The sequence below is a fragment of the Streptomyces iakyrus genome (genome assembly GCF_000717055.1).
Lineage (GTDB): Bacteria > Actinomycetota > Actinomycetes > Streptomycetales > Streptomycetaceae > Streptomyces > Streptomyces iakyrus.
Map to the genome: position 1 here is coordinate 66,824 of NZ_JNXI01000030.1, position 19,492 is coordinate 86,315.

At 70.9% G+C, this 19,492-nt stretch carries 21 protein-coding genes; 15 read left to right on the top strand and 6 right to left on the bottom strand.

Features of this window, described 5'->3' with window-relative positions:
- The first annotated feature begins 218 nt into the window (after positions 1-218).
- The 5 genes from OO68_RS48000 to OO68_RS42695 are packed head-to-tail and all read left to right on the top strand — an operon-like array spanning position 219 to position 4,731.
- Entirely contained in the window at positions 219-647 is a 429-nt protein-coding gene (locus OO68_RS48000; RefSeq protein ID WP_245237317.1) for a phytanoyl-CoA dioxygenase family protein, read from the top strand.
- Positions 648-661: 14 nt separating this feature from the next.
- Positions 662-1,315: an L-threonylcarbamoyladenylate synthase gene (locus OO68_RS36275; RefSeq protein WP_033313632.1), complete on the top strand. Its 654-nt coding sequence runs from the start codon at positions 662-664 to the stop codon at positions 1,313-1,315.
- Positions 1,305-3,425 carry a phosphoketolase family protein gene (locus OO68_RS36280; RefSeq protein WP_051814932.1) on the top strand — a complete coding sequence of 707 codons (2,121 nt, stop codon included), beginning with the start codon at positions 1,305-1,307 and terminating at the stop codon, positions 3,423-3,425. The genes OO68_RS36275 and OO68_RS36280 overlap by 11 nt, the downstream gene beginning before the upstream one ends.
- Positions 3,422-4,273, top strand: coding sequence for a phytanoyl-CoA dioxygenase family protein (locus OO68_RS36285; protein ID WP_033313633.1), 852 nt, complete (start codon positions 3,422-3,424; stop codon positions 4,271-4,273). Before OO68_RS36280 ends, OO68_RS36285 begins: the two co-directional genes overlap by 4 nt.
- Before the next feature lie 59 nt (positions 4,274-4,332).
- Positions 4,333-4,731 (top strand): P-loop nucleotide/nucleoside kinase family protein, encoded by a 399-nt coding sequence (locus tag OO68_RS42695; RefSeq protein ID WP_245237319.1) that lies wholly within the window; start codon positions 4,333-4,335, stop codon positions 4,729-4,731.
- Between the two features lie 93 nt (positions 4,732-4,824).
- On the opposite strand, the gene OO68_RS36295 is transcribed toward OO68_RS42695, so the two are convergent.
- The 4 genes from OO68_RS36295 to OO68_RS36310 form a co-directional block, all read right to left on the bottom strand.
- Positions 4,825-6,273, bottom strand: coding sequence for an amidase family protein (locus OO68_RS36295; protein ID WP_033313635.1), 1,449 nt, complete (start codon positions 6,271-6,273; stop codon positions 4,825-4,827).
- Positions 6,270-7,478: an MAB_1171c family putative transporter gene (locus tag OO68_RS36300; RefSeq protein ID WP_033313636.1), complete on the bottom strand. Its 1,209-nt coding sequence runs from the start codon at positions 7,476-7,478 to the stop codon at positions 6,270-6,272. The genes OO68_RS36295 and OO68_RS36300 overlap by 4 nt, the downstream gene beginning before the upstream one ends.
- On the bottom strand, positions 7,475-7,951 hold the full coding sequence (locus tag OO68_RS36305) for a hypothetical protein (protein WP_242435748.1): 477 nt from the start codon (positions 7,949-7,951) through the stop codon (positions 7,475-7,477). Before OO68_RS36305 ends, OO68_RS36300 begins: the two co-directional genes overlap by 4 nt.
- 73 nt (positions 7,952-8,024) lie before the next feature.
- Positions 8,025-8,456, bottom strand: a complete 432-nt coding sequence (locus tag OO68_RS36310; RefSeq protein ID WP_245237322.1) for an XRE family transcriptional regulator — start codon at positions 8,454-8,456, stop codon at positions 8,025-8,027.
- Between the two features lie 887 nt (positions 8,457-9,343).
- Here OO68_RS36310 and OO68_RS36315 point away from each other — a divergent pair.
- The 8 genes from OO68_RS36315 to OO68_RS36350 all read left to right on the top strand — a co-directional run bounded on the left by OO68_RS36315 (position 9,344) and on the right by OO68_RS36350 (position 16,272).
- Positions 9,344-10,237 (top strand): helix-turn-helix domain-containing protein, encoded by an 894-nt coding sequence (locus OO68_RS36315; protein WP_033313637.1) that lies wholly within the window; start codon positions 9,344-9,346, stop codon positions 10,235-10,237.
- 2 nt (positions 10,238-10,239) lie between these two features.
- Complete coding sequence (locus OO68_RS36320) at positions 10,240-10,956, top strand: zinc finger domain-containing protein (RefSeq protein WP_033313638.1); 717 nt, start codon at positions 10,240-10,242, stop codon at positions 10,954-10,956.
- A gap of 156 nt (positions 10,957-11,112) precedes the next feature.
- Positions 11,113-11,754 carry a WhiB family transcriptional regulator gene (locus tag OO68_RS36325; RefSeq protein ID WP_033313639.1) on the top strand — a complete coding sequence of 214 codons (642 nt, stop codon included), beginning with the start codon at positions 11,113-11,115 and terminating at the stop codon, positions 11,752-11,754.
- On the top strand, positions 11,751-13,403 hold the full coding sequence (locus OO68_RS36330; protein WP_033313640.1) for a hypothetical protein: 1,653 nt from the start codon (positions 11,751-11,753) through the stop codon (positions 13,401-13,403). Before OO68_RS36325 ends, OO68_RS36330 begins: the two co-directional genes overlap by 4 nt.
- Positions 13,400-13,591 carry a hypothetical protein gene (locus tag OO68_RS36335; RefSeq protein ID WP_033313643.1) on the top strand — a complete coding sequence of 64 codons (192 nt, stop codon included), beginning with the start codon at positions 13,400-13,402 and terminating at the stop codon, positions 13,589-13,591. The genes OO68_RS36330 and OO68_RS36335 overlap by 4 nt, the downstream gene beginning before the upstream one ends.
- A gap of 85 nt (positions 13,592-13,676) precedes the next feature.
- The gene (locus tag OO68_RS36340) at positions 13,677-13,913 is read left to right on the top strand and encodes a hypothetical protein (RefSeq protein WP_033313644.1); all 237 of its coding nucleotides are present in this window, start codon (positions 13,677-13,679) and stop codon (positions 13,911-13,913) included.
- Positions 13,910-14,536: a hypothetical protein gene (locus tag OO68_RS48005; RefSeq protein WP_245237324.1), complete on the top strand. Its 627-nt coding sequence runs from the start codon at positions 13,910-13,912 to the stop codon at positions 14,534-14,536. The genes OO68_RS36340 and OO68_RS48005 overlap by 4 nt, the downstream gene beginning before the upstream one ends.
- The gene (locus OO68_RS36350; protein WP_033313645.1) at positions 14,533-16,272 is read left to right on the top strand and encodes a relaxase/mobilization nuclease domain-containing protein; all 1,740 of its coding nucleotides are present in this window, start codon (positions 14,533-14,535) and stop codon (positions 16,270-16,272) included. Before OO68_RS48005 ends, OO68_RS36350 begins: the two co-directional genes overlap by 4 nt.
- Before the next feature lie 124 nt (positions 16,273-16,396).
- Here OO68_RS36350 and OO68_RS36355 read toward each other — a convergent pair whose 3' ends face one another.
- Positions 16,397-16,759: a hypothetical protein gene (locus OO68_RS36355; protein ID WP_157852798.1), complete on the bottom strand. Its 363-nt coding sequence runs from the start codon at positions 16,757-16,759 to the stop codon at positions 16,397-16,399.
- 310 nt (positions 16,760-17,069) lie between these two features.
- Between OO68_RS36355 and OO68_RS36360 the strand changes: the two genes are divergently transcribed.
- Positions 17,070-17,513, top strand: coding sequence for a hypothetical protein (locus OO68_RS36360; RefSeq protein ID WP_033313649.1), 444 nt, complete (start codon positions 17,070-17,072; stop codon positions 17,511-17,513).
- Positions 17,489-18,136: a hypothetical protein gene (locus tag OO68_RS36365; protein ID WP_051814933.1), complete on the top strand. Its 648-nt coding sequence runs from the start codon at positions 17,489-17,491 to the stop codon at positions 18,134-18,136. Before OO68_RS36360 ends, OO68_RS36365 begins: the two co-directional genes overlap by 25 nt.
- 534 nt (positions 18,137-18,670) lie before the next feature.
- Here OO68_RS36365 and OO68_RS36370 read toward each other — a convergent pair.
- Complete coding sequence (locus tag OO68_RS36370) at positions 18,671-19,456, bottom strand: SPDY domain-containing protein (RefSeq protein ID WP_245237326.1); 786 nt, start codon at positions 19,454-19,456, stop codon at positions 18,671-18,673.
- Between the last annotated feature and the right edge of the window lie 36 nt (positions 19,457-19,492).

Below are 19,492 nucleotides of genomic sequence, written 5' to 3' on the forward strand. Positions count from 1 at the left end.
GCTGGCCGAGGTGTACGACCCCGCGCGGCTCACCGCTTACACCGAACGCAGCTTCGCCCCCGAGCTGGAGGAGCACCCCGACCTGCTCGCCCTGTACCGGCGAAGCGGCCTGGCGGAGTTGGCCGGAGACCTGCTGCGGCCCGCGAGGCCCCGCCCCGGTCACCCGGGCGCAGATACAGATCCGGCTTCCGCACGGCGCGCAGCAGCCCGTGAAGCGGATGCACGTCGACGGTGTCTCCTGCCCCCACCTGGAACCGCGCGACCTGCGCACGTTCACCTTCATCGTCGGCGTCGTCCTGGAGGGCAGCGCCACCGCGGACGCCGGCGCTCTGCACTACGTGCCCGGCGGGCACTACCGGATGGCCGACTACTTCGCCACGGAGTGGGTCCTGGGGCAGCCGGCCCAGACTCCCGACGACATCGACGCCCAGGATGGCAATGCTCTCACCGCCGAGCCCGGCGACGTGGTCGTGATGCACCACTTAGTCCCGCACCGGGTCGGCATCAACGCGAGCAGCACCCCGAGGGTGATGGCGTACTTCCGCGTCAGCCACGCCCAGCACCCCGACCTCGCCCTGCGCGCTCTGTCGGACCCGTGGCTGGAGTACCCGGCGCTCGCTGCCCTCGCCCGCCCCGGCACCGTGTGAGAGGGGAGAGCGCCGTGGACGTCCTGACCCCTCACCAGCTCCCCCACGCAGCGCGGCTCCTGGCCGCCGGGGAGATGGTCGCCGTGCCCACGCCCCGCTGGTACATGCTGTGTGCCCGCGCCGCCGACCCCGCCGCCACGAGCGCGGTCTTCCGCGCCAAGCAGCGTCCCACCGCCAAGCCGCTGCTGCTCCTGCTCGATTCCCCGGCCACGGCCGAGATTCTGTTCGACCTGAGTACCGACGCCCGGCTGCTGGCAGGCGGCCTGTGGCCGGGGGACCTCGCGCTGCGTCTTCCGTGGAAGCCCGCGGTGGAGCCTGTCGCGGCGGTCGGCTCCCCGGCGCTCGTCGGATGCCCCGACGGAGTACTGGGCCAGCTCGTCGCCCTGGCCGGCGAACCGCTGGCCGCCGCGGTGTGCAGCATCTCCACCCCCGCCGCCGGCGAGAAGGACCACCCGGCGCTCACTGCCGGCCAGGTCGCCGTCTTTCAGCGGACCATGAGGGCCGGGATCGCCGCGGTCGTCGACGGCGGGATCTGCCCGCACGGCCGGCACATGACCATCGTCGACTGCCCCGCGGTCGCCGCAGCGCGCCTGGAGCGGGAGGGCACCGTCCACGCCCGCGCTGTCGAAGCCGCTCTCGCCCCGGCAGGAGGACCGCATGTGGGGTGACCTCGCCCGCCGGACGAACCGCCTGGTGCCCGACGCGTCGGTGGCCGCCGTCGCCGACGCGCTCGACTACCTCTGTCTCGCCCAGCTCTATCTGCGCGACAACCCGCGCCTGGCCCGGCCCGTGACCCCGGCCGACGTCAAGGCGCGACCGGCCGGCCACTGGGGAGTGTGCCCGCCCGTCAACCGGATGCTCGCCGCCATGGGCCCACTCCAGGTGGCCGTCCCCGCCGGCTACGAGCTGCACGTCCTGCACGGCGCCGGGCACGCCGGCCCCTCCGCCCTAGCCCACGCCTACCTCACCGGCCGACTCGGCCACGCCCACTCGGGCTTGCGCCGGGACGAGGCCGGACTGCGCGCACGCGTCGCCGGATTTCCCCTGGCCGACGTCGGAGGGGAGATCACCCCGATGATCCCCGGCCACCTGCACACCGGAGGCCAGCTCGGCCCCGCCCTCGCGATCGGGCAGGGCACCGTGCTCGACGCGCCCCACCGGCTGACCGTGGTCCTGATCGGCGACGGCGAGTGCGAGACCGGGACGACCGCCGCCTCCTGGCTCGCCACCCGCGCATTGCACGGTACGGGCGACCACGGCACCGTCCTTCCCGTCGTCCTGCTCAACGGGCTGCGCATGGGCGGCAAGAGCCTGCTGTCCACCCTGAGCCGCGCCGAACTCACTGCCTATTTCACCGGCCTTGGCCACCGGCCCGTCTACAGCGACGGGCTCGACATCGGCCAGCTCCGCCAGGCGGTGGCCGAAGCGCTCGGCGCCGCCGCGCCCTTGGGCATTCCGGGACCGTCGAGCGTCCTCGTCCTCACCCTGGACAAGGGCCACGGTGCCCCCGCTCACCTCGCCGGCACCCCGGCGGTCCACAAGACGCCTCTGCGTGACCCGGCCGGTGTGCCCGCCGAGTTCAATGCCCTCGCCGACTGGCTGTCCTCCTACCAGCCCACCCAGCTCCTCACCTCCAGCGGTCGGCCCCGGCCGCACCTGCTGCCCGCGCTCCCGCTGCCCCGGCCCGAGCCCGACGGCCTCCCGGCTCCGCGCGGCTGCGTCGCCGCCTCCGCCCAGGTCGCCGACCGCGCCACCGGCCGCCCGTTCGCGCAGGTGGTCCCCGAGGTCCTGCGGACCCGCGCCGAGCAGGGACCGTTCCGCGTGTTCAGCCCCGACGAACTGGCCTCCAACCGTCTCGACCTCACCGACGAACACGGGCGCCCGGTGCCGTGGACGGTGGAAGTGCTGAGCGAGGAGCTGTGCCACGCCTGGGCCCAGGGTTACACGGAGACCGGCCGGCACGCCCTCGTCGCCACCTATGAGGCGTTCGCACCGATCACCCTCAGCCTCATCCAGCAGCAGCTCAAGCACCGGTCCGTGCGCCGGCACGCCGGGCTCGCCCCGCTGCCCAGCCTGGTCTACCTCCTGACCAGCCTGGGCTGGCACAACACCCTCACCCACCAAAACCCCAGCCTCACCTCGGCACTTCTGGCCGGCGGCGACACCACGCTCCACATCCTCACCCCCGCCGACCCCGCGCGCACCGCCGCCGCACTCACCTTCGCCCTGCGCAAGCTCGACCGGTGCACGATCGTCGTCGCCGGCAAGCACACGACCGTCCACCATCCGCTGGAGACCCTCGACGAGGAACTGCGGCACGGCATCGCGATCTGGCCCCACCTGACCCACCCCGGCCCCGGCGAGCCCGACCTGATCCTCGCCTCCGCCGGCGACCTGCCCGCCGAGGCCCTGACCACCCTCGCCCGGCGGCTGCGCGCCGAACGCTCGGGCCTGCGCCTGCGGTACGTCCACGTCCACGACCTCACGGCCCTCGCCGAGGACGGCACCCGCCCCCTCGCCCTCGCCCCGGACGCGTTCGCCCGCCACTTCGGCACCCGGGCGCCGATCGTCCTGGCCACCAGCGGGCACCCGGCCGACATCCACGCCCTCCTCGGACGCCGCCACCCCGGGCCCCGGCTCACCGTCCTCGGCTACCGCGACCCCGGCCGCCCCGTTTCCCAGACCCGCCTCCGCCAGCTCTGCGGCCTCGACGACTCCGGCCTGTGGCAGCTCGCCACCACCACCCTCACCGGCACCCCGAAGGAGATACCGGCATGAGCACCCCGCTCCCACCCGTCGCCCCCGACGCCGGCACCATCAACGCCTTCGAACGCGACGGGTACGCGGTCGTCCGCAACGCGATCACCCCGGACCTGCGCGACCGGCTCCTGACCGCCGCCGAGAAGCTGCTGGCCAGCGACATCACCCAGGGCCGCGACCGAGGAGGCGACGGCAAGGACGGCTTCCGCGGATGCCTCAACCTCGACCCTGCCTTCCTCCCGCTCCTCGCCAACCCGGCCGTCCTGCCCACCGTCGTCCAGCTCCTCAGCCCGAACATCCACCTGCTGTCGGCCCACCTCATCGCCCTGCCCAGCGGCCCGCCCCGCACCATCCGCATCCCCGGACGCCACGGCTGGCACCGCGACATGTACGGCGTCACTGCCGACCTCGGCTTTCCCCACACCCCCCGCATGGCGATCAAAGCCGCCTACTACCTCACCCCCGTCGTCCCCGACTGCGGGCTGACCATGTTCCTGCCCGGCAGCCACCGCCTTACCGACGAGCCCGCCGTCCCCGCCGGTGCCATCGACCCACCCGGCGCCGTCACCCCCGATATCACCGGAACCGACGCAGTTCTCTTCGAGAACCGGACCTGGCACACCGGAGGCATCAACCTCTCCGGCCGGCCCCGCATTGCCCTGATGCTCCAGTACGGGTATCGCTGGCTTCACCCCGTCGATGACCCGGCCACGGAACTTCGAGCGGACCCCGCTCTCACCTCCATAGAACAGCAGCTCTTGGGCCTGCCCGACCGCCACCCGGACGGATCCCTCGCCAAGGGCAGCGGAGCCGCCCCTATGCGCTCGTGGTGGCAGTCCGGCCCGTCTGTTGCACACTGCCGCTAGAGCCAGGGGTAAGCCTCAACGACCCCACCGGTACGAGCACCACGAGGGAGCACGACATCGTGAGCGAGTCGACCGCCGTCCTGCTCATCGGGATCACCGGCTCCGGCAAGACGCACCTTGCACAGGCCCTCTCCGCGAGGGGCGTTGTCCGTCTCAGCGTTGACGAGGAGGTTCACCGCCTCCACGGCCGGTACGGCGTCGACTACCCCGAGCATGAATATTTCGAGCGCGAGGCACCCACGGTCGAAACCGTACGAGCGCAGCTTACGGAGCTGCTGCGCGTCGGCCGGTCCATCGTCCTCGACCACGGCCTCTGGCGTCGTTCCGATCGCGATGAGTGGAAGAAGACCGTCCGGGCCGTGGGAGGACGCCCACTGCTCGTCTACCTGCCAGCGTCCAAGGAGTCCCTCCTGCGGCGCCTCGCCGCACGCAACCAGCGTCGAGACGCCATGCCTTGACCGTCACTCCCGAAGCCTTGGACGACTTCTTCGCTCGGTTCGAACCGCCTACCGCGGATGAAGACGCAGTCAGCTACAACGGTGACGTAGAGGTCATCCGCTCCATGGTGCGATGACGCCCTCGGCCGTCCCTCCGAGCAGGAGCGCCAGTTGCTCGGCCATCACGAGCAGGGTCCGGTCCGAATAGGCCGGTCCTACGAGCTGCACACCGATCGGGAGGCCGTCGGCGCCGTGCGCAATAGGCGTGACCAGGCTGGGCAGACCGACGTGGCTGGTGAGGTTGGCCCAGCCGGTCTGGTCGAAGAAGCTCCGTTCGACGCCGTCGACCGTGAGAGAACGGCTCCCGGCCGGGATCGCCGCGGTGGGAGCGGCGGGCGTAATGAGGACGTCGTACTGATCGTCGGCGAAGAACCGGTGCCACGTCTGCTGGAGCCGGAGGCGCTCCTCGTTGGCGCGGAGCCATGCGCGGTGTGTCTGCGTGCGGTGGCGGAGGATGGCGGCCCGTGGGCTCGCGTCGTCCGTGTGCAGGTCACGGGCGGCGGCGAGTTCGGCCGCGCCGGCGGCATCGTCGGTGGCGGCCGTCGTGGTGGCGTGGAGGAGCTGCTCGAAGAGGCGGAGGGATTCGGCGAAGCCGACCGACCCCGCGGTGCGGTGGACACTGGCGCCGGCGGAGGCGAGTGTCCCTTCGAGGGCGGCGACAGCATCGGCGATGTTGCGGTCGACGGGGCAGCTCGCGTCGTCGGCCCACACCGCCACGCGGAGCTGGCCGATCGGGCGCTGCGCCGTGGGCAGCGTGACGCTCCAGGGGTTGTTCTCGTCGGGTGACGGTGTCGTCAGTGCGGCGAGGAGCAGGTCGAGGTCGCGGGGATCGCGGGCCAGAGGGCCGGGGGTGACCATGTCGCTGCTGGTGATCCATCCCGGCGGACGGGGGATGTGGCCGCGGGCTGGGATGAGTCCGTGGGTGGGCCGCAGGCCGTAGACGCCGCAGTAGTGGGCGGGAAGCCGCAGGGAGCCGGCGAGGTCGCTGCCGAGGTCGGCGGGGGTCAGGTGTGCGGCGACTGCTGCGGCGGGGCCGCCGGAGGAGCCGCCGGTGGTGCGCTTGGGGTCGTGCGGGTTGAGCGTGGGGCCGAACAGGACGTTGTCGGTGTGCAGGTCCTGGCAGTACGCCGGGGTGTTGGTCTTGCCCATGATGACAGCACCTTGGTGGCGGAGCCGGGCGACCGCATCGGCGTCGCGTGCGGGGACGTGGTCGGCGAGGTCTTCGGCCCCGCTGGTGGTGCGCAAGCCGGCCGTCTCGAAGCTGTCCTTGATCGTGAGGGGAAGGCCGTTGAGGACGCCGGTGCTCTCGCTGCGGGCACGGCGTTCGTCGGCTGCGTGCGCGGCGGCTCGGGCCGCGCTGTCGTCGCGCGTGACGATGGCGTTGATCTGGCTGGCGTCTATCTGGGCGAGGTGCAGGTCGAGCAGTTCGCGGCTGGAGATCTCGCCGCGGTCCAGGGCTCGGAGCTGGACGTGGGCGGGCTGGTGGGTGAGGTCGTTCGTCATGCGGAGACTCGCTCAAGGTGGGGGGCTCGTGCGGGCTGGCGGGGTAGGTGGCGCGCGACGTCGAGGAGAGCGTCGATGTCGTCCGTGGGCCTGGTGGTCTGGCGTTCGAAGTCGGCGAACTCGGTGAGCTGGTCGGGCTCCGGGCGGGCGCCGGCGGCCCTGGCGGCGATTCCGGCGAGGATCTGGTCCGCCGTGACGGCCGCGGACAGATCCTTTCCGTGAAGCCCTCGGGCCTGGTGACGGGCTTCGCTGGCCTCGCGGACGGCGGCGTCGAGGTACTGGCGGATCACGAACCGGCCGTCCCGGATCTCGACTGCTCGGCGGTAGAGCCGGATCGAGATGCGGCGGAAGTGGCGCCTCTGGGCCGGGGCGACCCTGTCGATCGGCAGCTCGATCTCGGGCGCCTCGCTGTAGAAGGCCAGCCACAGGGGGCGCAGGCCGTAGTAGCTGCGGTACTGCTTGATCCGGTACCGGACGCTCTGGGCCTGGTCGCTGATGGTGGGCACGAGCCAGCCGATCAGCGTGAGCATGGCGCCGACATCGCCGCAGGTCCAGGCGAAGCCCTCCCATTCTGTTAGGGAGGTGTTGAAGGCGCCGGCGATCACGTTGCCGATGCGGACGGCACTGTATCCGAGGGTGACGGTCGCACCGAGGGCGACGATCCGCAGGCCGACGCGGACGGACCCGCGAATGCTGCGGCGGGCCAGGCGCCAGCAGGCCCGGGCGAGGAAGACTTCGCCGATGGTGTAGGCCGTGACGTACAGGGTGAGGTACGCGGCGTACCAGTCGTCGTGCGCGTAGGAGAGCGTGAAGTCGATTGGGTGCGGCGCGTTGGGCGTCAGCAGGGCGAACAGCACCAGCAGCCCGGCGATCACCGCGAAGCCGGCCCAGAGCCAGCGGCGACTGCGCCGGCGGGCTACGTCGGGCGGGGATCCCCAGTAGGTGAGGACCGCCTGTTGGCAGACCAGGAGCGCGACCACGCAGCCCTGCGCGAGGGGCACGGAGATGTTGACGGTGCCGAGCACGCGGTCGAGGTAGTTCCACATCGGCGTGATGGAGAACAGGAACGAGAGCCCTGACAGCAGGAAGACAGCGGCCAGCGCGGCGGAGGCGGGGTCGCGGCGCCGGGTGGGCACGTCCCGCAGGAGGCAGAGGAAGCCGAGCGTCGCGACGACGAGGCTGATCGGGTGGAGTAGGTCCTTCACGGCCGGGCCTCCCGTCGGCGCAGCAGCGTGTGCGTCACACGATCCTGTACTTCATCCCCGGACGACTCGTCGCTGCGCAACCACCGGTCGATGATCCGGCGCTGGAGCAGCGATGCCAGAAGTTCGGTGTCTCGCTCCTCGTCCTCGTCGTACTTTGTGCGCCCCAACATCATCTGCACAGTGGCCGGGTCCACGCTGGTGATGAAGGCCGGAGCCAGCGCGGAGACCGGTCGGTTCTCGTGGTGGCCGAGCAGTAGGTGGCTGAACTCGTGGGCGATGATGTGGTCCTGGTGCAGGACGCTGGTCCACGGGTCGTAGAAAACGTGGACGGCACTCTCTGTAACGGCACATGCCCCGCACACCGAGGGCGCCTGCTCCCGGGGCTCTAGGACCACCGTCCGTCCCGTGCGGCGAGAGACCTCGTCGCTGAGGTCGCGGATATTGGTGACGTGCGGGAGCTTCAGCTCGGCCAAGAGGTCAGGCCGGCGCAGCCTACGTGCAGACCACATTGCTTTCCTTGATCATTTACTACTGAACTGCGGCCGTTTACGCGCCAGTTGAGGGCGGCAACCCCTCGGATTTTCGTACGCTCTCAACGATCCCCAGGACGGCATCCTTTCCGTCTGCGGAGACGTCGGACAGGCGAAGAAGAACGTTCTTGATCTTCGCGTCGCGAAGTAGCGCGAGCAACTCAAGTTCCTGCACGGTCTTTTCGGCGACAGCATCGTCGAACCAATAGGCGGGATCCACGCCGAAGAACCCTGCGAGCGCTTCGAGATGACGCTTCGTCGGGTTATCGCGCTGCCCGGTCCGCAAGAGCCACAGGTACTGCCCCGACAGCTTGCCCAGCCCTCGCTTCTCCATCAGTTCGGCCACTTCAGCGTTGCTGTAAGGGCCGCGATCGGGCGGGTGCACAGTGTCGAACAGGCGGTTTAGGCGATCCATGAGCCCCTTGGGGCTCACCTGACCTTCGGCCACTCTTTCATGATCCTTTCCAGTGCGGGCTTCCTCGCAACTCGAGCCACCCTACCCCGCCATAAACACCAGTTTGACGCGCTGATCACACGTATGGAAAGTTCTTCCCCACCAGCACGTTTCCGTGTGGCGCGTACCGCCTGCTTCAGGTCGACCTGTCCGTTTCTGCCGACAGGAGTACGTCGGGCGACGTGGCGCAAGCCACATTCGCCCAGCGACAAGTCACGTCTGGCAGGCCGTATTTGATCTTCGACCGGAAAGCGCGGAGGCGACCGTGGAAACACCTCATCCACATCGCATTTCCGTTGTGGGGAATAGCAGACTCCCGCTCCAATTCGGACACAATGGCACGCTCTCGGCGTACGGGGCAACCGCGGCAACGGTGCGCTTCGATGCGAGGACGGACCCCGCCAGGCCCTGTGCGGACGGCTGCGGCACAGGACTGTTCGGCGACTCTCTGCAACCAGTACAGAATTTAAGAACCAAGTCTGGATCTTGACACCGGTCCGTGCGTATGTTCGTCGTCCCCGGGCAGCCCGCCTGCGGCGACGAACGTGAGGAGACCGCGAGCACGGAGTGGACCGCGAAGGTCCGCAAACAGCGACGGCGCCCGAGAGCGGTAACTCACGGACGCCGAACGCTAAGCGGCATACCCGCCCCGGCAAGGGCGGAGATTGCCCACCATCACCACGCTGAGTCCTTCCGAGGGGCGCGTCAGCGTGGCAACACTGCAAAGGGGAGTATCGCATGCCTCCTGCCCTGCGCAAAAGGCCCTTGCGCCTGGCCTGCGCGGCAGCCACCACCGCCTCGGCGCCTCAGTGCCCCGAGCCGGACCGCACCACCGTGGCTCCGGCGAGCAGCCGGACCCGCCCGCTCGTCTGGAGCGGCCGATGAGCAGCGAAGCCCGCGAGTGGGTGTGGGAGCACAGCTCCAGCCGAGGGGCCGCGCGCCTGGTCCTGCTGTCGATCGCCGACCGGGTGGCCGACGAGCAGTGCATCTCCTGGGCCTCGCTGTCCAGCCTGGCCAAGCGGACCCGCGCCTCGGTCTCCACGGTGCGCGAAGCCGTCGAGCGCCTGCTCCTGGCCGGCGAGCTGGAACAGCTCGATGACCTCGTCGGCCCGCAGCGCAGCACGGTCTACCGCCTGCCTCTCGCCGCCGAAGTGGTCGCCGCCCAGCGCGATCAGCAGGAGCAGGAAGACAGCGACACAGCAGCAAACGAGCCCGCGGGCCCCGCGAAGCTTCGGCTCTCGGCTCTGCGGCGGTACGGAATCCGCCCGCGTGAGGTGCCGGAATCCCCCGCGAGGGTCCGGAATCCGGCAGTACCGGAAACCGGCAGGTCGAGGCGGAAACCGACACAGCGACGTACCGGCCACCGGCACAGCGATGTACCGGCTACCGGCACACAGAACCGTAGTGAACCTGATTTGAACCGGAGGTACAGCAGTAGTGGTGCTGCCGTCCTCCCGGCTGCCGAGTGGCAGGTCGACTCCGCCACCCACACCTGGGCCCGCCAGCAGGGACACCTCGATCGCCTCGGCGAGCAGGGCCTGCGGGCCGCCGACGCGAAGTGGCGTGCACACCGGGCGGGCCATGCTCCGAGGGCGGCGGAAGCCTGGGCTGCCGACTGGCGCTCCTGGGTCGCCCGGGAGCACGCTCCCAGCCGACCGAACCTCTACGCCGTGCCCGGCAAGAACACCGCCGTACCGGGGGGCATGACGCGGACGGAGGCCCACACCGCCGCCCTGCTTGCCGCCCTCGACGAGCCGACCGGAACGGAGGGCTGACCGTGGACCGCCGCGAAATCGCAGCCCTGCTGGCCTACATCGGCCGACTCGACCCCCGCACCATCCGCACCGACCAAGGCGAGGCGCGCGACCAGCTCGCCCAGTGGCACGAGCTGCTCGGCGACGTGCCGATGGCCACCCCGCACGGCTGGGACGTCCGCGTCGCCGCCCGCCAGCACATCCGCACCTCGCCGTACCAGATCCTGCCCGCGGACGTGGCCCGCCCCTGGGAGAGCTACCGGCGCGACCGCCTGGCGAGGCACTCCGATCCCACGCCGTCCGTCGACCCGGACGACCAGGCCGCCTGGACCGCAGAGCTGGCCGGCACCCGCCGCGCCGTCGCCGCCGGCACCGCCCAGCCCGCGCAGGCCCGAGCAATCACCAGCGGTCGCGACGGAGTCGACCCGAAGCTGGAGGCGCGGCTGCGGGAGATCGGCTCCTGCATACCGCCCGCCGCCCGAGCAGCCCTCGCGCCCTACCGACCCGCCCGCGCAGCCCGTGAGGCCGATGTCGCGCAGGGACTGCCCGATGCCCTGAGCGTGCGGTGCGAGTGGTGCCTGGCCCAGCCCGGCGAACCATGCCGCCGCCGAAGGATCGGCCCCGACGGCGGAGCCCGCGGAACCGCCCCGCGCGCCACCCCGCACCCCGGCCGCCTCAACCTCGCCACCGCCCAGCAGGCCCAGCACACCGAGCAGGCCCAGCAGCCCGCCCTGGCCTGACCGGCGCACCCGGCGCGTGCACCCCGTCCGCTGCACCGCCACCCGACACGTCCCGCATCGGCTGCGACGCACGCCCCACGCGCAGCCAGCACCCGACGCCGCACCCGCCGAGCACCGCCCTAGCCGGCCGCCGCGGCAGCACATCGGAGACCCGCCTTGCGCCACATCACCACCCACGACGCGCCGGCCACCGGCCTGCGCGGCATCGCAGACACCAGCTGGCACGCCCGCGCAGCGTGCCACGGCATGGACGTCGAAGACGCCGACGCCGTGTTCTTCCCCGGGCCCCGGGACCACGAGGAGATCGCAGAGGCGAAGGAGCTGTGCGGCTGGTGCCCCGTACGCCGCGAGTGCCTGGACTTCGCCCTGGAGAACGTCCTCAAGGAGGGCGTCTGGGGCGGCCTCACCGAAGCCGAGCGGCGCCCGCTGCACGACGGACTGCACCAGCGCCTGGACTACCGGCGCGTGACCGCCTTCTTCCAGGGACGCGCCGTGCACCTGACCGAGGCCGAGCGGCAGGTCGTCATCGACCACGCCTACGTCCGGGGCTGGCAGCCCGACCGGCTCGCCGCCGCCCTGCAGATCAGCCACAAGCACGCCCGAGACCTGATCCGGCAAGCCGCCAACAAGGTCCTCGACCGCGACCGTAACTACGGCGTGCCCCGCCCCAAGAAGAAGCGGAAGAAGACCTCCAAGACCAAGGGCACCCCCGCGTCCGCAGCTCCCGTCACGCAGCAGCCGGCAGGCCGCCCGGCGGCGTCGCCCCCGACGCACGCCCCTCTCGGAAAGGCAGCATGACCCACCCCGTCCTCGCCTTCGGTGCTACTTCGGACCTCCCTCTCCTCCTCGCCGCCGTCGTGCCCGCCACCCTCGCGCTCGTGCTGACTGCCTGGACCATCCGGCGCCGGGGATCTCGCTCGCAGAAGCCTCTCGGCGGCCCGGCGGTCAAGGTCGCCGCTGTCGCCGCCCTCGGCTGCACCGCCTACAGCGCCGACACCTCGTGGCGGTTCGCGGCCGACTACCTCGACATGGCCGGCGCCGCCGAGCGCGCCGGCATGTTCGCCGCCGCCGAACTCGCCCTGTTCGCCACCGCGCTGATGGCGCGGCAGAACCTCGCCGTCCAGGGCGCCCCCGGCCTGCCGGGCACGCTGGTCTGGGTGATCACCACGGTGCAGGTGATCCCCGCCTACGCAGAGAGCGGCCCCATCGGCGGCACGGTCCGCGCCTTCGTCGGACCAGTCATGGCGGCGATGCTGTGGCACCTGGCCATGGGCATCGAACTGCGCCTGCGCACACCCGGTGCCGCCTCAAAAGGACTGATCGCCATCCTGGGCCGGGAGGCACGCGAGCGTCTCCTGTCTCGCCTCGGCATCGCTGCGCGAGACCGCGACGCCGCACAGATCACCCGGGACCGGGCCACCGCCCGTGCGGTCACCCTCGCCGCCCGCCTCGCCGAGCGCACACCCGAGCAGCAGCGGAACCGTCGAGGCCGGCGGCTGACTCGACGCCTGTCGAAGGCGGTCGGCAGGGCTTCGGTCGGCACCGACCCCCTCCAGCGAGCACAGCTGCTCGACCAGCTCGCCGCCCGGCGACACGCGCTCGCGCTCGCCACAGTCCCGCTCCCTTCTCCCTGGTCCCCGGCGCACAGCAGCGCATCAGCGGCCACGGTCCCCGCACAACCGACATCGAATGTGCCGGTCCCCGTCCCCGGTCCCGACGGTTCCGACGAGCCGGTCCCGGACCGAGGACCGACGCCTCCTCGGGGACCGGTCCCCGAGGAGGCGGACCCTGAAGCCAAGGTCGGCGCGGGGACCAAGGGCGACGAAACGGGAACGACCGCGGGGACCAAGCCCCCTGAAGACGACGCGGTCCCGGGGACCGGTCCCGCCGATCCAGAAGCCGCAGGGCGGGACACAGCGGCCACGAGGACCGACCGCAACGCGCGAGAGGTAGCAGCTCAGGACCCAGCTCAGGACCCAGATTCTCATCGGGGACCGAGCCTCGCGAAGTCGGGGACCGAGAGCGCCGAGGACCGAGGACCGACCGCCACCGAGTCCGGGACCGAGACCACCCAGGACCGAGGACCGACCGCCACCGAGTCCGGGACCGAGACCACCCAGGACCGAGGACACAAGGTCCCACTCCGCCGGAAGCCGGCCAGGAAGTCCCGGACGAAGAACAAGGACAACCGTGCCCGGTCCCGCTCTCCGCAGACGGAGCGCCCGGCACGCGAGCTGGGCGAGTCCGAGCGCCAGCTTGTCCACGAAGTGCGCCCCCATGTTCCCGCCTTGCTCGAACGGGACGGCAACGGAGCGATCACCCGGGTGCAGCTGCGCGAAATCATCCGCCGCCAGGGCCTGACGGGTGTCGGTAACGACCGACTCGGCCTCGTCCTCCAGGAGCTGCGGAACGAGGACATCACGACGACGAGGAGCACCGCCCGATGAAGACCTGCCACCAGTTCAACACCGTCCGCGCGGAGTACGAGCGAGAGATCGGGTTCATGCTCGCTCACTCCGAGCGGCACGCAGGCAGGTCGGCGGCGAAGTCCAGCGCGAAGCAAGCTGCCTCGGCGAAACAGCGGATGGCTCGCGCGCTCAACAGCCACGTCGGGCGCTGCCCCGAGTGCGACTGAACCGGCAAAACCCCAGTTCAAAGCCCATCCCCGCAAAGGTGGCCCGGCTCCGTGCCGGGCCACCGCCCCGCTTAGGAGGTACGCCGTGATTCCGCGTCCCCCTCGTTCTTCCGAGCCCACCGTCGCCGAGGCCGATGCCTGGGCGGAAGTCCTGGTCCGCCGGGAACTACTACACGCCGTCGTCCTCACGCCGACCGGGCAGTGGCTCGTCCAGGACCGCCCCGACGGGCCAGTCCTCGTCCTTGCCAGCCCAGCCGATGTCATCGCGCTGGCCGCAACCATCCAGCAGCGCACCCGCTCCACGAGGCCCGAATCCCGATGACGAACGCACGCAAGAACGGCAACACCCCGGAACCTGATCCCGACTCCAACTCGGTCTCGCGGCGAGCAAGTTGGGGCGGAAGCGTAGCTTCCGCCGAACCCACCCCCGAGGGGGCGGGAGAGGACCTGCACCGGGGGGCGCAGGTCCTTGAGGCTTCGACCGGGGGCGGATCGAAGCCAAGGCAGGAGGAGAAGCAGGCTGAACCGCGTGTACGCCGACAGCACGCTCCTCGCGCCCGCCAGCGTCCGCGCCAGTCGCCCGAGAAGAAGCGCCTACACCAGCCCAACACACGTTTCAATGATGATGAGTTCGCCCTGATCAAGTCCGCCGCCGCCCAGTGCAATCTGTCCCTCGCCGGGTTCCTCGCCCGCTCCGCGCTCGCCGCCGCCCGCGACCTCAACCGCACCAGCGCCGAGATCGCCGACGAACGCGAAGTCATCACAGCCCTGTTCGACAGCCGACGCCGGCTCGGCTGGGCCGGCAGCAATCTCAACCAGGCAGTCAAGGCGCTCAACTCCGGTGCAGACGTTCCTCAGCTCGAAGCGGCCGTCGCCGCCGTACGGCGTGCCGCCGACACCGCCCACGAAGCCGCCACACGGCTGATCGAGCACCACGGCTCATGATCCCCAGCGTCAACCCGTCCGGGTCGGATACCCGAGGTCTCCTCTACTACCTCTACGAGACCGGCAAGTACGAGGATCACACCGATCCCCATCTCGTCGCCTCCTTCGACGGCATGTCCCCCGACCCCGGCCGCGACCCGAGCGCCACCCTCACAGACCTCCAGCAGCTCCTGGACCAGCCCGTGATGGCCCTCACCAAGCACGCCCGCCCGGCCAAGCACGTGTGGCACACCTCCGTACGCGCCGACCCCGGCGACCGGATCCTGTCCGACGAGGAGTGGGCCGACATCGCCCGCCGCATCGTCGCCGCCACCGGCATCGATCCCGGCGACGGACAGCCCGGCTGCCGCTGGGCAGCCGTACGCCACGCCGATGACCACATCCACATCGTCGCCACCCTCGTCACCGAGGACGGCCACCGCCCCGACGACTTCCGCTCCGGCGCCCGCGCCCAGGCAGAAGCCCGGCTCATCGAGAAGGAACTCGGCCTCCGCCAGGTCGCACCCGGCGACGGCACCGCAGCCCAACGGCCCACCAGCGCCGAACGCCACAAAGCCGAGCGGCAGGGTCGCGAGCGCACCGCCCGCGAGGAACTGCGCGAAACCGTACGACGGGCGGTGGCCGGCGCGAGGAGCGACGAGGAGTTCTTCGACCGGCTCGCCGCCGCCGGCCTCCTGATCCGCAAGCGCGCCGCCCCCTCTGGCGATCTGCTCGGATACAAGGTCGCTCTGACCGATGACCTGAACAAGGACGGCGAGCCGGTGTTCTACCCCGGTGCGCGCCTGGCCCCCGACCTGTCGCTGTCCCGCATCCGCGAGCGCTGGGCCGGTGACGCGCAGGACGTTCCGGCTGCCCGGCGGGGGGATGCGATCCGTACGGGGCCGGGCAGTCCGGCCGCCGCACGCCGCGGAACGGCCTCGGCCGTGTGGCAAGCCGTGCTCGTCGTCGAGCACGGCGAGGACGCGGTCGCCGCCGCTCACATCGCAGCGGCCGGCGAGGTACTGGATGCCCTCGCGAAGACCTCCGCCGCCCACACCCGCCGCGAACTGCGCGACGCTGCAACGGCTTTCGAGCGGGCCTCGCGCTCTCACGTCCGCGCCGTGCGCGGGCACGATCGAGCCCTGCGGCAGGCCGCCCGCGACCTTGTACAGGGCGGCCCGGCCCTCGGCCGCGGCGAGGACGGTGCCACTACGGCTATGGCGATCGACATGCTGTTCTTCCTCATCACCACCGCCGCGCACTGGCATGCCAGGAAGGGACACGCCCAGCAGGCCGAGGCCGCTACTCAGGCCGCCGCGCACCTGCGCGCCGCCTATCAGGCCGCCGCCGCCCAGCCCCTAGGCGTGCTCTACCAGCGTGGCCGGCGTCTGAGCCGGCCGATGCTCCAGCGGCAGACCGTGCTGCTGCGCGAGGCGCTGCCGGAGCTGGCCGAGCAGATCCTCGCCGAGCCCGGCTGGTACGCCCTGGCGGCGACCATCGCGGAAGCCGAAGCCGCCGGCCACAACGCGGCCCTCCTTCTGTCCGACGTTGCCGGCCGCCGCGAACTCGGCACCGCGGACTCCGTCAGCGACGTGCTCGTGTGGCGGCTGCGGCGCACGGCAGACCTGCCCGCCGATGCCGCTGGCGTGCCCCGGAGCCGCGTCGCAATAAGCCCATCCGAGGCCGCCAGGCCGGCACCCCGGTCCACCTCGCCTAGGAACCCACGAGACGGGGAGGCATCGGGTAACACACTGTGAGTGGTGGCCATCGTCGAGAGCAGGATGCTGCCGCCTGCGGATCGTAACCCGCTTGCCTCGTGGGACGTCCCAGTCGTAGCGGACGTACGAGGAAGGCGTCTCTAACGCAAACGGTAGGGCCGGGTTACCGGAGGGAAGCGTCTCCTTGGATGTGGCCGGCCTTCTCGGTCAGTGCGTCGAGTCGCTGATACAGCCTCGTCGCCTCCGGGAACCCGTTCCCTCCCCGAGCCATCGTGCTCGTGAGCACTCTACTCAGTGCCTTCATGTCGGCCACCACACTCTGGGCAACGGCAGTCACGTCGGATGCTCCCTCCACCGCCATGTCCAAGCTCTTCCTCTCAAGGTGCTGAATCCCGTTCATGAAGCGCTCTCTGGCTTCGCTTCGCTCCTCGTCAGTTACCGACGCATCTGTGCAGCCACGCAACGCGAACGCACCCACTTCATCCGCTAGGGCGCGAGCCGGATGCAGAAAAGGCTCGGTAGACATCGCGTCGCACCTGCCGAAGCCACAGTTCGCAGCTGCTCGATGCCTGCTTGTCCGCCTGGTACGTAGCCCCTTTGACGGCTATGCGCGCCGCGCCCCAGCCTCCGACGGCACCAAGGGCTGCCGCGCCGATCGCCCCGACGAATCCGACTACCGCAGCGTCCATGTCACGTCCCCATCCCCAAAGATCCCGCTGTTGAGGCTAGTGACCTCGCGCAACGTAACTGTGAACTTCGTGAATTGAAACCGCCGGGCGTGGGGCACGATCATGAAGCGCGCAGGACGAGGTGCCGAGGTAGAGGAGGACGCCAGGGTGTTTCACCGGATACGCCGCAGGGCCAAGGAGCAGAGCGAAGCTCAGAAACAGTGCGCCGAGCTGTACGCGCAGCTGCAGGGCCAGGTCCCGCCCGGCTTCGGAGTGCCGGCGCCTGAGCCGGAGTCCGCCGAGCCGGCCGTCATCGTGGACGACTTCCTCCCGCCGGAACTGCGGGTGCCGAGCCACGACCAGGTCGAAGGCAAGATGATGCCGTGGAAGCAGCCCCTCGTCCTCGACGGCGAGATGGCCGCCTGCACCGAGTGCGGCGCATACCGGGACTGGCTCATCCTCTCCACCCGCGGTGAGATCTGGCTGCGCTGCCGGGCCGGACACCAGCAGCAGGAGACCCGCATCGACACCGCCTGGTACAACCGGCACTCCGGACCGGCGGACGCGACACACGCCACGTTCGAGGACTGCCTGCGCCACCTCGGGCACTGACCACCACTCCTACGACCCCACCGGGCCCGCGGGCCCGCACTGACCACCCGTCGCCTAGCACCAAGGGGTCAGTTCCGTCATGCGCGTTCGCGTCGCCACCACCCCGCCTGCTCGACCCGCGCGACCTCGGCAGCGGCTACCTTCCCAAGCCGGAGCGTCCGGCCCAGCACGACGACGTCACTGTCACCGGCTGCCCGGCCCTGAGCGAGCTGGGCGGCGACGCGGCGACTGGCGGCACGCTCGCCTTCCCGCACAAGGCGAAGGCGGACTTCACCTACGGCGGCAGCTCCTCGGAGATCTCCGAGGAGCTGTACAGCGACAGCGCGAAGAAGCTCTCCGACGGCATCGACCGGATCTTCGACGCCATGACCGGCTGCCCGACCTATCAGGTCGTCGCGGGCGGCACCCCGGTCGACGTGACCTCGCAGAAGCTGCCCGCACCCCACGCCGGCGGTGACGAGCAGTGGATCCAGCTCCTGACGTTCATCGCCGAGGGACGGAGCACCGTGGTCAAGCAGACCGCGATCCGCGACGGCAACCTGCTGCTGGTCGTCTCCGGCTCCCCGGCTCTGGTCGACCGCCACCTCGACAAGGCCCTCGCCAAGGCCAGGGCAACAAGCTGACCTGCGTGCACGTCACGCTGCTGCCTCCGACCACCGCAGGTCGGGGGCAGCAGTGCGTTACTGGCTGACGCGTTGAGCGGCGCGAGCGGCTTGGCCTGGTACCCAGGCTCGGACCTGGCCGGGCTGGACGTAGAGCATGTTCGGGTTATGACTGTGCGGCCCGTAGCCGCTGGAGGCGTTCACGAGCAGGTACGCGCCTGCGGGAACGTGATAGTTCCAGAACCAGGCGTCCTGCTGCCGCCCGGTGTCGCACCAGGTCACGACAGCTTTGGAGCCACGGCGGCCGTGCTGGTAGACCCGCGTCACCTGGAGGAGTTGCCCCTGCCCGGAGCTTCAGTGCTGCTGAAATGCCTGCCACTGCGCCGCGAGGGCAGCCGTGCGCTTGCGGCGTGAACGGACCGTCAACATCAACGGGCGGCAATTCTTCCTGGGCATCGAAGACCGATCGGCCACTTCACCCGAGAAGCAAGAAGGTCCGGCACCCCCAACTGAGAGGGTGCCGGACTGCGATCGTCGAGAGTTGTGCGCGGGACGTTACATGGCCGGCGCGCGCAGGAGGCGCTCCTGGGTGGCCTCGGGCAGTACCCGCCGCAGGACCGGTGCGGTCGAGCTGAGGGAGGCGGCGAAGGCGGCGACGAGATCGTGCGGGACGCTGGCTGCGAACGATGCCGCCCACAGACACGGTGCGCCGAGCGCGGGCTCGGCCCACGCCTGCCATCCGGCCGGTCCCGTCTCGTCATCCTCGGCGGACAGGGCCCGCGGGTCGGCGTCCTGGATGAGGGGCGGGACCTCGCCGAGGCAGATGTGCGAGGTAAACGTCGGGTCTGTCGCCGCCGCCTCGGGCTGGTCGATGTCGCGGAACCATCCGTGGGCGGCGACAGCGTCAAGGACCAGTTCGGCTCCGGCGAGCGGCACGGCAGGCTGGTCGCTTGCGTCGAGCGCGATGAGGAAGTCGACCACCGCCTCGCCGGGGACGTCACGGGTGAAGTAGGCCGACCACTGGGCGAGCGGGCTGCTCGCCTCGGCTCGGGCGGAGATCTGCCAAGCGATCGGCAGCTCGCCCAGGTGGAACGGCTCGTCCGCCAGGCCCCACTGGGCCCAGCGCAAGGCGTCGGGACTGACGTGCAGGACGGTGCTGCGCAGGACTTGGCGGTCCTCCGGTGCCTCGTCCGGCTCGTGCCGTCCGCGGACGATCGTCAGGCTCGTCCAGCCCAGGCCGGCGAGCGCGTCGGCGACGACGTCGTAGAGGCGTCCGTCGTCACCGGCCAGGTGCCGGGGGCCGACCCAGAACGCGGGTTGGCCGCCGCGCGGGGTGGACAAGTCGGGCGGGGAGTCGGGCTGCAGGGCGCCTCCAAG

Coding starts and splice junctions, on each gene's coding strand:
- OO68_RS48000 (WP_245237317.1), top strand. CDS start 219: ATGCACGTCGACGGTGTCTCCTGCCCCCACCTGGAACCGCGCGACCTG.
- OO68_RS36280 (WP_051814932.1), top strand. CDS start 1,305: ATGTGGGGTGACCTCGCCCGCCGGACGAACCGCCTGGTGCCCGACGCG.
- OO68_RS36285 (WP_033313633.1), top strand. CDS start 3,422: ATGAGCACCCCGCTCCCACCCGTCGCCCCCGACGCCGGCACCATCAAC.
- OO68_RS36295 (WP_033313635.1), bottom strand. CDS start 6,273: ATGACGAACGACCTCACCCACCAGCCCGCCCACGTCCAGCTCCGAGCC.
- OO68_RS36315 (WP_033313637.1), top strand. CDS start 9,344: ATGAGCAGCGAAGCCCGCGAGTGGGTGTGGGAGCACAGCTCCAGCCGA.
- OO68_RS36330 (WP_033313640.1), top strand. CDS start 11,751: ATGACCCACCCCGTCCTCGCCTTCGGTGCTACTTCGGACCTCCCTCTC.
- OO68_RS36335 (WP_033313643.1), top strand. CDS start 13,400: ATGAAGACCTGCCACCAGTTCAACACCGTCCGCGCGGAGTACGAGCGA.
- OO68_RS48005 (WP_245237324.1), top strand. CDS start 13,910: ATGACGAACGCACGCAAGAACGGCAACACCCCGGAACCTGATCCCGAC.
- OO68_RS36350 (WP_033313645.1), top strand. CDS start 14,533: ATGATCCCCAGCGTCAACCCGTCCGGGTCGGATACCCGAGGTCTCCTC.
- OO68_RS36355 (WP_157852798.1), bottom strand. CDS start 16,759: ATGTCTACCGAGCCTTTTCTGCATCCGGCTCGCGCCCTAGCGGATGAA.